This is a genomic window from Noviherbaspirillum agri, from assembly GCF_054780595.1.
In genome coordinates, this window is sequence record NZ_BAAGWA010000009.1 from 1 (window position 1) to 11,561 (window position 11,561).

The following is an 11,561-nucleotide window of genomic DNA, read 5'->3' on the forward strand; positions in this document are numbered from 1 at the left end:
CGCTTTACCTGGTGCCCTTGCCGTACCTGTTTCGCTCGATGCCGCTCTGTCCACATGGCAAATCCTCCTGCGCTTTTCGCGCATCAGACTGCCAACTTACACTTTTTCGAGTTTTCAAACAGGCTGTTAGGAGGCCTCACAGGCGGGCGATTGATACCAATCAGTTCACTTTCAGTTACGGAGAATGTTCGGAATACAGAAGTCGACACGGACAAAATCAGGCGTCGGAAAAGGCTGTCCTCAACCACAAACTGGTGCCGCGTACGGTCTGGAAAATCGATTAGGCACCAAGGCAGTCAGCCCTATGGCGGACACCACAGAAGAAAAAACGAAGTGTCACGAACGCAATTCCGCCTAGCAAGAGAAAGGGTGGACTACTGGAAAAGAGCCGCTGCTCGCGGCCAATATTCGCGGCAGCAATTATGTGTTCTGAGTTCGGTTAAAAATTCTCAGTGGCGCGTTCGTGAACTGTTTACAAAACAGGATCGCAAAATGATCGGCTGTCTCAGAGATCGGCTCGGCCAGTCACCAGTCTCTTGCAATCGTTCCAGCATGCTGCGGATGGTGCATACCGCACTTATAAACAGCCGCGTCAATCGCCTGCTGCTCGCTTACGACCATTCCTCGCGCGGATATACGGCGCGCCTCGAAGGCGCTGCACGATGTCGCTGGAAGGAAGTAACTGCTTTACCAGAAGAGGTTGTTATTGAAGGTGAAATAGCCGGCGAGGAAAAGCGCCAGGGCGATCAGAAACTGCTTCAAGAAAGTCTTGTTCATGTTGTCTCCTATATCACATGCTCGCGCTTGAAACGCGCGATGTCGTCGTCATCATAGCCCAGGCCGCGCAAGACCTCTGCATTATGTTCGCCTAACTGCGGCCCGAGCCACTTGGTCTCGCCCGGCGTCTCAGACAGCTTCGGTGTAATCGCCGGCAGCTTGATCGGGGTACCGTCGGCAAACGCGTGCTGCTCGAACATCCGGCGCGCGAGGAACTGCGGGTCGGTCATCATGTCGCGCACAGAATAGATTTTCCCGACCGGGACATCGGCAGCCTTGAGGACCGCCAACGCGTTGCCGATGGTCTGCGTGTCGCACCATGCCTGGATCGCACCATCGATTTCCGCCGTACGCGGCACGCGCCCGTCGTTGCGCGCGAGCTGCGGATCATTCGCCATATCGTCGCGGCCGATGGCGAGCATCAGTCGCTTGAAGATCGCGTCGCCATTGCCGGCAATGACAATATTCTCGCCATCGCTGGTGGTGTACGTATTGGACGGAACGATACCCGGCAACGCGCCACCGGTCCGCTCGCGCACGACACCGGCAAAGTCGTACTCCGGCACCAGCGACTCCATCATGTTGAAGACCGCCTCATACAGGGCCACATCCACCATCTGCCCCTGCCCTGCAACGCACGCCTCGCCCGCCTTGCCGTTCCAGCGCCCGCCAGTCACATCGCGATGGCGCAGCGCCATCATCGCGCCGATCACGCCATGCAGCGCAGCCATGGAGTCGCCGATGGAAATACCGATGCGAACCGGCGGACGGTCCGGATGCCCCGAAACATAGCGCATGCCGCCCATCGATTCACCGATCGCACCAAAGCCGGGCAAATCCTTCATCGGTCCTGTCTGACCGTATCCCGACAGCCGCACCATGATGGTCGCCGGATTGATCTTTTTCAGGTCTTCGTAGCCGACGCCCCATTTCTCCAGCACGCCCGGACGATAATTCTCGATAATGATGTCGGCATCCAGCGCAAGCCGTCGTGCGATTTCCTGTCCCTGCGGATTCTTCATGTTCAGTGTCACGCTCTTCTTGTTGCGCGACTGTACCGACCACCACAATGAAGTGCCATCCTTGAGCACGCGCCACTGCCGTATCGGATCGCCGCCGTCCGGCGATTCGACCTTAATCACCTCCGCACCGAACTCGGCCAGCATGCGCGAACAAAACGGCCCGGCAATCAGCGTGCCGAGTTCGAGTACCTTGATGCCGGCCAGTGGCCCCGGGGATCTGGTTTCATTCATCGTTCATGTCCTGATTCTTGCATTAAATCTCGCACTTCCAGCGCGATATTATGCCTCGCGCGCTCCTCGTAACGATCGGCCATCAGACGGGTGAAGTAGAGTTGCGGACGCGCCTGGAACTTTTTCAGAACCGATGCGCGCCCAGCGCAGTATTCCTGGTCCGCAACCCAACCGTACTCCGTCCGGATCGCATCCCTGTAGTGGCGATAGATGTCCTCCGTCGCACCAAGTATCGACAGATCGAGATCGAGGAACAAAGGCACATCCGGATGGGACTGCAGCAGCACCTCGTGACGCTGCATCGCCAGGACGCATTGCCTGACTGCCGCTATCAGCTCGCCATGGATCTGCATCGTCCGCATCGCATCATGTGCAAAATCCGCGCTGCGCTCCTCGTTGTCTGCGGAACGCGTGTCGTAGATAACGTCATGGAACCAGATCGCCAGATCAACGACCTCGGGATGCCGGATATGTGCACGCACATCATCCGCAAGCATGAGCAATGCAGCGACATGGGAGAGATTGTGATACGCACGATGCGGCTCGGCGTAATGCTCGGCCAGCATATTGAATACATCAGAAGACGTACCGGCATCCCTAGAAACTGGCGTTACCAGCGCCATCCATCGCGAGCGCAGCAAACCGATATCCGCGTCACCGCCCACGATGAGGTCTGCGCAGCATTGCCGCAGCGTCAGGTTGCCCGCCGGTCGAGCATCGCACGCGCAATCGTCCCGGCATCGACGTACTCGAGTTCACCGCCGACCGGTACGCCGCGTGCAAGGCGGCTGACCTTCAATCCGCGCACCTTGAGCGTCTCGCTGATGTAATGGGCCGTCGCTTCGCCTTCATTGGTGAAATTCGTCGCCAGGACGACTTCCTCCACCACACCATCCTTTGCGCGGGCAATGAGCTTTTCGAGATGGATGTCCTTCGGGCCGATGCCGTCCAGTGGAGAAAGATGCCCCATCAATACGAAATACAAACCTTTGTACGTCAGCGTCTGTTCGATCATCAACAGGTCCGCTGGCGTCTCCACGACGCAAAGCAAATGCGCGTCGCGTTCCGGATTGACGCACATCTCGCACACTTCATGTTCAGTGAAGGTGTTGCACTTGGCACAGTGGCGTATTTTTTCGACCGCCTGCGTCAAAGCACGCCCGAGCAGCGCGGCACCATCGCGGTCATGCTGCATCAGGTGGTATGCCATGCGCTGCGCGGACTTGGGCCCTACGCCGGGCAAGCGGCGCAAGGCTTCCGTCAGAAAGTCTAGGCTGGAGGGGGATTTCACTGTTTAAATTTAAGACCGCCGGGAAGGACCTGATCAGCCGGCGGCATGGTTGCCGCCACTGTCACACGAGGCAGGAAATTGAATCAGAACGGCAGCTTGAAGCCCGGGGGAAGCGGCAGGCCGGCAGTCATGCCCGACATTTTTTCCTGCGACGTCGCTTCCGCCTTGCGCACTGCATCGTTGAAAGCGGCAGCGACGAGGTCTTCCAGCATGTCCTTGTCGTCACCAAGCAGGGACGGATCGATGGTCACGCGCTTGACGTCGTTCTTGCAGGTCATGACCACCTTCACCATGCCGGCGCCAGACTGGCCTTCCACTTCGATGGAGGCAAGCTGCTCCTGCATCTTCTTCATGTTGTCCTGCATTGCCTGGGCTTGCTTCATCAGCCCTGCCAGTTGGCCCTTCATCATGTTCCTACTCCTTAATGTTGGTTAAGCCGGTTTGATTGAACCCGGCACGATAGTGGCATTGAACTCACGCATCATCGCCTGCACGAAGGGATCGCGTTGCATGTCCTCTTCGGCCTTGCGTTGGCGCGCCTCGCGTTCTGCGACTGCCTGAGCGTTTGCGGTCTGCTCAACCGCACCGATCTCCGTGGTGACACGGGCCGTTTTTCCAAAATGTTCCGTCAGTGCCGCAGTCAGCTTTTCGGTTGCACCGGCCGAACGCAGCGTTTCAAGCGGGATGCGCAAATGAAACAGCACCCCGTCTCCGTTGTCTTCACATTGCAGCAGTTCGCTCTGTTGCGCCAGCTGCTGTACAACGCCCCGCAATGGCAGCGAGGCGGCGAGCACTGGCCAGTTGCCATCCCAGTTCAGCGATGCAACCGGAATCTGCGCGCGCGGCTTGAAGCGCACGGCAGGAGGAGCTTCGGGTGCTGGCGGAGCTTCATCGAGGACCGCTGTGTCGCTGTCTTCCTCGCCTATTGCCTGCGCGGCGATGACTGAAGATTCAGTTTTTTTTTGAGCTGCTGTCGCCACAGAGTCGAAGTCACCCCACTCCGGCGCCGGAGGAGGTTCGTCATCCCATGGCGGAACCGAGGCCGACACTGGGGCCGAGGCAGGGTTTAGTGCAGGGGTGGAGGTAGCCACAGGCGCAACAGCCGGCGCAGCTTTTGACTGCATCATCGCGGCCGGTTGCGGCGTTTTACCGCCATTACGCACGGCTTCCAGTGCCGCACGCGCGGGGCTCATGCCGCCTGCGGCCCGGCCGGAAGGTGCACTTGGTGACACTGCCTGTTGCGGTACAGGTCTTGCGGGTGCAGCGGGAGCAGAAGGCGAGACCGGCGTAGCGGCGGCTGATGCAGTGGAAACGGGCGCAGACGCTGCTGTCGGGCCACGTGCCACCGTTTTCGGTTCTGCACCACCGCTCCCAGGGCGAAAGGCCAGCATCCGCAGCAAGGTCATCGAGAATCCGGCATATTCGTCCGGCGCCAAGCTCAGCTCATTGCGGCCGTGCACGGCAATTTGGTAGAACAGCTGCACTTCTTCCGCGTCGAACAATCCGGCAAGGCGAATAATGTCCTCGCGTTCCGGCACGTCGTCCGGCAACGCAGCGGGAACCGTCTGCGCCAAAGCAATGCGATGCAAAAGCGTACCCAAGTCCTGCAGCGCCGCGCTGTAAGAAAGACTGCGCGTCGCCATCTCATCGGCAACGGCAAGCAATCCCGCGCCGTCCTTTGCGCCGAGCGCATCCAGTACACGGACGAGATAGGATTGGTCCAGCGCGCCCAGCATGCCTTGCACCGCCTCAAGCGTCACTTTGCCGGCGGCATAGGCAATTGCCTGATCGGTCAGGGACAGCGCGTCGCGCATCGAACCGTGTGCACCCTGCGCCAGAAGGCGCAACGCCGGCGCTTCAAACTCGATGCCTTCCTGGCCGAGGATATTTTCCAAATGTCCGACGATATGTCCGGGCGGCATCTGCTTCAGATTGAATTGCAGGCAGCGCGACAACACCGTGACAGGGATCTTCTGTGGATCGGTTGTCGCCAGGATGAACTTCACATGCTCGGGTGGTTCTTCCAGCGTCTTCAGCATCGCATTGAACGCATGGTTGGTCAGCATGTGCACTTCGTCGATCATGTAGACCTTGAAGCGTGCGTTGGAAGGCGCGTAAATCGCCTGCTCCAGCAATTGCGCCATTTCATCGACGCCACGGTTGGATGCTGCGTCCATCTCGATGTAATCGACAAAGCGCCCTGCATCAATGGCGGTGCATGCTTCGCACACACCGCACGGCGCTGCCGTGATCCCGCCGTTTCCATCCGCGCCCTGGCAATTCAGCGACTTTGCCAGTATGCGCGACAGCGTCGTTTTCCCGACACCGCGCGTTCCTGTAAACAAATAAGCGTGATGCAGGCGTTGCTGGTCCAGCGCATGCGTCAGCGCCCGCACAACGTGCTCCTGCCCGACGAGCGTGTCAAAGCTCCTGGGACGATACTTTCGGGCGAGGACTTGATAAGACATGTTGGTGCGGGTGTTTGGTAGTAGGTCGCATTTTACCTGACCTGATGCAAGTTATAGAGCAGGATTGACCAAACACGAACACGATGTCCCCGATGCAACAACCAGACACGAAGCCTTGGCCAATGCCTTGGCATTCCCTTGCGATGGCGCTCGCGCCACAGGAAAAGGAGCACGACAATGGCAGATCACCGCCTGTAACGCAGCTTGCGGAGAGTCCGCTGAGTCAGTTCAGCGGCAGGGAAATGTGTAGGGGAATAAGGAAGGGGGCGAGCCTGATCTACGGCACTTGCGGGAAATGGCTGTGGCTGCTTCGTTCCCGACCTGACCAGGTTGGCCATGCCACAATGCGTAGGGGCCCGCCCGACCGCAATTCTAACAGCAAAGCATGCAGCACGGGCCGTCCCTGCATGAAAATCAGATTCCCAATTCCTGCCAGATGCGGTCAACCTTCGCCTTCACCTCGTCGCTCATCGTAATGGTCGCCCCCCATTCCCGGTTTGTTTCACCTGGCCACTTGTTGGTGGCGTCGATACCCATCTTGCTGCCTAACCCGCTTACTGGCGATGCAAAGTCCAGGTAATCAATCGGTGTGTTGTCGACGAGCGTCGTATCGCGCGAAGGATCCACGCGCGTCGTGATGGCCCAGATCACTTCCTTCCAGTCACGAATGTTCACATCCTCGTCCACCACGACAATGAACTTCGTATACATGAACTGACGCAGGAAACTCCAGACCCCAAACATCACCCGCTTGGCGTGCCCCGGATAGGATTTCTTCATTTGCACTACCGCGAGGCGATAGCTGCACCCTTCAGGCGGCAAATAGAAGTCCGTAATCTCCGTGAACTGCTTCTGCAATAACGGGATAAACACCTCGTTCAGCGCCACACCGAGGATGGCTGGCTCGTCCGGCGGCTTACCCGTATACGTGGAGTGATAAATCGGGTCGCGGCGCATGGAAATGCGGTCGATTGTAAATACCGGGAACCAGTCCTGCTCATTGTAATAACCAGTGTGGTCGCCATATGGCCCTTCCAGCGCATGCTCATAGCCGCTCGGATGTGTCTCATCCGGATAAATATGGCCTTCGAGCACGATTTCGGCAGATGACGGCACACGCAACTCGCTGCCGATGGCCTTCACCAGCTCGGTACGACTGCCGCGCAAGAGACCTGCAAACTGATATTCGGATAGGCTGTCAGGAACGGGCGTCACCGCCCCAAGAATCGTCGCGGGATCTGCACCGAGCGCTACGGCAATCGGATAAGGCTTGCCCCGGTTAACGATCGCATGCTCGCGAAAGTCAAGCGCGCCACCCCGATGCGCCAGCCAACGCATGATCACCTTGTTTCGGCCGATGACCTGTTGGCGATAGATGCCCAGGTTCTGCCGTTTCTTGTGCGGCCCCTTGGTGATCACCAGCCCCCATGTAATAAGAGGTGCGATGTCGCCCGGCCAGCAATGCTGGATCGGTAGCCGCGACAGGTCCACGTCATTGCCCTCCCAGACGATTTCCTGGCACGGCGCAGAACGGTGCTCCTTTGGCGCCATATCCCATAGCGCTTTCACCATGGAGCCCAGGCCCATCACATCCTTCAGCCCTTTCGGCGGCTCCGGCTCCTTGAGTGTCGCAAGCACCTGGCCGATCCTGCGCAGTTCGCTGACATCTTCCGCGCCCATGCCAAGCGCGACGCGCCGCGGCGTGCCGAAGAGGTTGCCGAGCACCGGCATGGAGTGCCCGGTAGGACGCTCAAAAAGAAGCGCAGGCCCACCGGAGCGCAGCGTGCGGTCGCAGATCTCCGTCATTTCGAGATGGGGGGAAACCGGAAGGGTGACGTGTTTGAGCTCGCCCAATTGCTTTAATTGGGAAATAAAGTCCCGCAAATCCGAATATTTCATGATTTTTCACAAGATCGACAGCTTGCAGATGTTTTTAGAATGCAAGCCCAAGTGGTTGATTTTATTGATTTTCTGTTGCAGCGCAGCGAGAAATTAAGATTTAAAAGTAATAAAAGAGAACTTTGATAGTGTTGACTTGATATAAACAGCCCCCTAAAATTCGGCCAACTTGATGAGGGGCGCACTTGGAAAGATGAGTGACGCAAACTAAATCTTCATCACTCACGGGATCGGGGTCCCACATGACATTTTAAGGAGTGTTTTCAAAAGGCGTCCGCCTTCTCCCCCGAAAAAATTGTTTGCCACTGATCCGGCGCCGACGAGCAGCCGCCAGTCTAGAGCAAACAATCCGACGTCTGCCGGTAGCACCTCGCACTGACAGACGATGTACTGATTCACGGCAAGCACAAGAATCTACAAGTTCATGTAGTGGACTCTTCGCGTGCCGCGACGATTCAGGAGGTTCTTATGGTAAATCGACTGATCCGGGTGACGTCTGACTTCACTCGGCAAAAAGCCAGCCAGTCGGCCGCATGGGCGGTTTTCGTGCGGGATACGATCAGCGGCTTCATCACCACGGCGCATCACACAGTACTGGTATTGGGAATTCTCGCCATCGGTGCGCTCTCGCTGATGTTCATCAAACCGAAAGTGGCGGATCAACTGCTGGAGCTGTCCCCGTTTGCTGAATCGCAAGCAGCAGAAACCGTCGACGAGTCCGCCCCGGCACTGGCTAACCTGATGGACATGCCGGCGCAGCCAGTCACACCAACTGCAGCCCCAATCAGTTCACAAACCGCCTTGAATGTTGAGACGGCAGCAGCAGTCAGTTCGCAGCAACAACAGTGGGTTACCGCATGGCTGTCCAAACGTTATCGCGTCGCCGCAGATGCAACCAACATGCTGGTTTCAGCCGCCTACATGACTGCCCAGGAAATCAAGCTGGATCCTCTGCTGATTCTGTCTGTGATGGCAATCGAATCGGGTTTTAATCCGTTCGCGGAAAGCCCGGTCGGTGCGCAAGGCCTGATGCAAGTCATGTCCAAAGTCCATCATGACAAGTTCGAGGACCTGGGCGGCGTAAAGGCAGCGCTCAACCCTGTCGCCAATATTCGCGTTGGTTCGCTGATCCTCAAAGACTATGTCAAACGCGGCGGCTCGGTGGAAGCCGGCCTGAAGCTGTATGTAGGAGCTGGAGCATTCGACTCTGACTTCGGCTATGGTGCGCGCGTGCTGGCGGAATATCGCCGCTTGAAGGACGTTTCAATGGGCAAGAAAGTGCCGATCTATACGACATCGGCAAGCTCGACCACCACCAAGGCACGTCCGCAAAACAGCAACAAGACGGAGCAAACGGCAGAAGAACGACCGAATCCTATAGAGACCGCACAGCCATTACCGAAGTCCGGGCAGCTTGCATCACTATAAGCAAACAATGACTTATAAGTAAAAAGGAGCCTCAGGCTCCTTTTTATTTGGTTTGGAAGCAATAGCATCATTTTCAGCCACTGCATAGCCGAAATGCCTCTAACCGCCTAACCGCGCCGACTGGTAAAGAATTCGCTCATCCTCTCGACAGCCCGCTTCAGATTTTCCATCGACGTCGCGTACGACAGCCGAATATACTGACGTGCCGTCGCAGGGCCGAAATCCAGGCCGGGCACCAACACCACGCCTGCCTGGTTCAACATCTCGATCGTCAAGTGATCGGCATCGTCCGACAGCGCAGAGCAATCTGCATAGACATAGAACGCGCCGTCAGGCGTCACCGGCACCTTGAACCCCAGCTCTCGTAACGCAGGAACAATAAAGTCCCGACGGCGCCTGAACTCAGCCTTGCGCTCTTCGTAAATCGCAATTGACTCGGGTGCAAAGCAGGCGACACCAGCATGCTGCGCGATACTCGATGCACAAATGAACAGATTCTGGGAAAGTTTCTCGATCGCCGGCACCATCGACTCCGGCACGACGAGCCATCCGAGGCGCCAACCAGTCATGTTGAAGTACTTCGAGAAACTATTAATAACTATGACGTCTTCGCCAAGAGACAAGGCAGAAAACGGCGCTTCGTCATAAGTCAGGCCTTGATAGATCTCGTCGACAATGGTGAATCCGCCCTTTTCACGCACCGTCGCAACAATCTTCGCAAGCTCGTCATGCGCTATCGACGTGCCGGTGGGATTCGACGGAGAGGCGAGCAGTACGCCACGGGTCGCTCCCCCCCAATGTTCGCGGACCATCGCATCCGATAACTGGAAGCGCTGCTCGGGTCCGCTCGGAATCATCTTCGCCTGCCCGTCAAACGCCGCGACGAAGTGTCGATTGCAAGGGTAAGAGGGATCGGGCATCAGCACTTCCGCCCCCTTTTCCACCAATGCTGCACAGGCAAGCAGCAAGGCGGCGGATGCGCCTGCGGTCACGATGATGCGCGCGGGCGCGATGCGCAACCCGTACACGCACGAGTAATGCTCTGCAATGGCCTCACGCAACTGTGGAATGCCTGTCGCCGGCGTGTACTGCAACCGGCCATCCGCCATCGCGCGCGCGGCTGCCTCAACGACTGCCGGCGCCGCAGTAAAGTCGGGCTCGCCGATTCCCATGTGGATGATGGAGCGGCCCTGTTGTTCCAGCACAGCGGCCATTTTTGCCAGCTCCATGACATGGAATGGAGCGATATTCTCGAGGCGGGAAGCAAGAATGGAAGTGATCATACGAAAAGGCATTCCGCCGGCCGAAAAATTGCCGGGCAGAATGTCAAGAGACGATTAGCGATTCTTCGCGCCATCAACCTCGACGTCGCGAACCTTGGCTGCAAACTTGTCGAGAACGCCGTTGACATACTTGTGTCCATCAATACCACCAAACGACTTGGTCAGCTCCACGGCCTCGTTGATCACTACCTTGTATGGAATCTCGAGGTGATTGCCGAGTTCGTACGCGCCGATCAGCAGCGCAGCGTGTTCGACTGGAGAAAGCTGGTCGATAGGACGATCAATCAAAGGTCCCAACTGTTCTCGCAGTGACGCGGCCTGCCTGATCGTACCGTGCAGCAGCGCATCGAAATGCTCGGCATCAGCCTTGTTGAAACCATGCGCCTCGCGGATATGCGCATCGATTGCACCGGCATCCTCGTTGTTCATCAGCCATTGATACAAGCCTTGCAACGCGAACTCGCGCGCGCGGTGGCGCGGCGTGCGATTCTTGTTCGGGTTCGCATGTAAAGTCTTCTGATTCATCACTTACTCTTCTTCAATTGCTTCGGCGAGCTCTTCCAAGGCAATCGCCAGATTCGTCATTTCGACCGCAACACGCGCCGCATCCGCCCCCTTCTCTGCCATGCGCGCTTCGGCCTGCTCATCAGTGTCGGTGGTCAGCACGGCGTTGGCAATCGGGATACCGAAATCGAGTCCGACCCGGGTAATACCAGCGCCGGACTCGTTGGATACCAGCTCAAAGTGGTAGGTCTCGCCGCGTATGACCGCACCGATCGCAATCAGTGCATCGAACTGCTGAGTCTCCGCCATTTTCTGCAACGCAAGCGGGATTTCCAGGGCACCCGGCACGGTGACATGCAGAATGTCTTCATCCGCTACGCCAAGATGCTTCAGTTCTGCCAAGCAGGAAGACAACAAGCCGTGGCAAACATCTTCATTGAAGCGGGCTTGCACAATGCCGATCCGCAAACCTTCGCCATTCAGATTTGTTTCGTAAGTTCCTACGGTCATGGTTGTTCCTTCATGCGCGACAGCGCCATTGGTTTTCGCCATTCGCTGCCACCGTCCGTAGCCGGTACGAAGGTCAGCTCATGGTTTGATTGTTGTCAGAATCGTTGTGCAGCTTACCGCTCCTTGGGGAGCGGTCGCCTAAAAAATC

General features: G+C 57.5%; 10 protein-coding genes and 1 other RNA gene. 1 reads left to right on the forward strand and 10 read right to left on the reverse strand.

Going from position 1 to position 11,561, the window contains the following annotated elements:
- Positions 1-785: 785 nt before the first annotated feature.
- The 7 genes from ACYVIA_RS15355 to ubiD all read right to left on the reverse strand — a co-directional run bounded on the left by ACYVIA_RS15355 (position 786) and on the right by ubiD (position 7,688).
- The gene (locus tag ACYVIA_RS15355) at positions 786-2,030 is read right to left on the reverse strand and encodes a CaiB/BaiF CoA transferase family protein (RefSeq protein ID WP_460842258.1); all 1,245 of its coding nucleotides are present in this window, start codon (positions 2,028-2,030) and stop codon (positions 786-788) included.
- Positions 2,027-2,695, reverse strand: a complete 669-nt coding sequence (locus tag ACYVIA_RS15360; protein ID WP_460842260.1) for an HD domain-containing protein — start codon at positions 2,693-2,695, stop codon at positions 2,027-2,029. Before ACYVIA_RS15360 ends, ACYVIA_RS15355 begins: the two co-directional genes overlap by 4 nt.
- 29 nt (positions 2,696-2,724) lie before the next feature.
- A complete protein-coding gene (recR, locus tag ACYVIA_RS15365) occupies positions 2,725-3,321 on the reverse strand; it encodes a recombination mediator RecR (RefSeq protein WP_460842261.1) in 597 nt (198 codons plus the stop codon).
- A gap of 83 nt (positions 3,322-3,404) precedes the next feature.
- A complete protein-coding gene (locus tag ACYVIA_RS15370; protein WP_460842263.1) occupies positions 3,405-3,731 on the reverse strand; it encodes a YbaB/EbfC family nucleoid-associated protein in 327 nt (108 codons plus the stop codon).
- Positions 3,732-3,752: 21 nt separating this feature from the next.
- A complete protein-coding gene (locus ACYVIA_RS15375; protein ID WP_460842265.1) occupies positions 3,753-5,789 on the reverse strand; it encodes a DNA polymerase III subunit gamma/tau in 2,037 nt (678 codons plus the stop codon).
- Positions 5,790-6,051: 262 nt separating this feature from the next.
- An RNA gene (gene ffs, locus ACYVIA_RS15380) (signal recognition particle sRNA small type) lies at positions 6,052-6,150 on the reverse strand.
- A gap of 53 nt (positions 6,151-6,203) precedes the next feature.
- Positions 6,204-7,688 (reverse strand): 4-hydroxy-3-polyprenylbenzoate decarboxylase, encoded by a 1,485-nt coding sequence (gene ubiD / locus ACYVIA_RS15385; protein WP_460842267.1) that lies wholly within the window; start codon positions 7,686-7,688, stop codon positions 6,204-6,206.
- Between the two features lie 468 nt (positions 7,689-8,156).
- On the opposite strand from ubiD, the gene ACYVIA_RS15390 reads away from it, so the two are divergent.
- Positions 8,157-9,116, forward strand: a complete 960-nt coding sequence (locus ACYVIA_RS15390) for a transglycosylase SLT domain-containing protein (RefSeq protein WP_460842269.1) — start codon at positions 8,157-8,159, stop codon at positions 9,114-9,116.
- Positions 9,117-9,223: 107 nt separating this feature from the next.
- Here ACYVIA_RS15390 and ACYVIA_RS15395 read toward each other — a convergent pair whose 3' ends face one another.
- The 3 genes from ACYVIA_RS15395 to ribH are packed head-to-tail and all read right to left on the reverse strand — an operon-like array spanning position 9,224 to position 11,413.
- Entirely contained in the window at positions 9,224-10,399 is a 1,176-nt protein-coding gene (locus ACYVIA_RS15395) for a pyridoxal phosphate-dependent aminotransferase (protein ID WP_460842270.1), read from the reverse strand.
- Between the two features lie 54 nt (positions 10,400-10,453).
- On the reverse strand, positions 10,454-10,924 hold the full coding sequence (gene nusB, locus ACYVIA_RS15400) for a transcription antitermination factor NusB (protein WP_460842272.1): 471 nt from the start codon (positions 10,922-10,924) through the stop codon (positions 10,454-10,456).
- Between the two features lie 3 nt (positions 10,925-10,927).
- On the reverse strand, positions 10,928-11,413 hold the full coding sequence (gene ribH / locus ACYVIA_RS15405) for a 6,7-dimethyl-8-ribityllumazine synthase (RefSeq protein WP_460842274.1): 486 nt from the start codon (positions 11,411-11,413) through the stop codon (positions 10,928-10,930).
- Between the last annotated feature and the right edge of the window lie 148 nt (positions 11,414-11,561).

What these genes read in the sequence shown, in the direction of transcription:
- ACYVIA_RS15355 (WP_460842258.1), bottom strand. Translation starts at nt 2,030, where the DNA reads ATGAATGAAACCAGATCCCCGGGGCCACTGGCCGGCATCAAGGTACTC.
- ACYVIA_RS15370 (WP_460842263.1), bottom strand. Translation starts at nt 3,731, where the DNA reads ATGATGAAGGGCCAACTGGCAGGGCTGATGAAGCAAGCCCAGGCAATG.
- ACYVIA_RS15375 (WP_460842265.1), bottom strand. Translation starts at nt 5,789, where the DNA reads ATGTCTTATCAAGTCCTCGCCCGAAAGTATCGTCCCAGGAGCTTTGAC.
- ubiD (WP_460842267.1), bottom strand. Translation starts at nt 7,688, where the DNA reads ATGAAATATTCGGATTTGCGGGACTTTATTTCCCAATTAAAGCAATTG.
- ACYVIA_RS15390 (WP_460842269.1), top strand. Translation starts at nt 8,157, where the DNA reads ATGGTAAATCGACTGATCCGGGTGACGTCTGACTTCACTCGGCAAAAA.
- ACYVIA_RS15395 (WP_460842270.1), bottom strand. Translation starts at nt 10,399, where the DNA reads ATGATCACTTCCATTCTTGCTTCCCGCCTCGAGAATATCGCTCCATTC.
- nusB (WP_460842272.1), bottom strand. Translation starts at nt 10,924, where the DNA reads ATGAATCAGAAGACTTTACATGCGAACCCGAACAAGAATCGCACGCCG.
- ribH (WP_460842274.1), bottom strand. Translation starts at nt 11,413, where the DNA reads ATGACCGTAGGAACTTACGAAACAAATCTGAATGGCGAAGGTTTGCGG.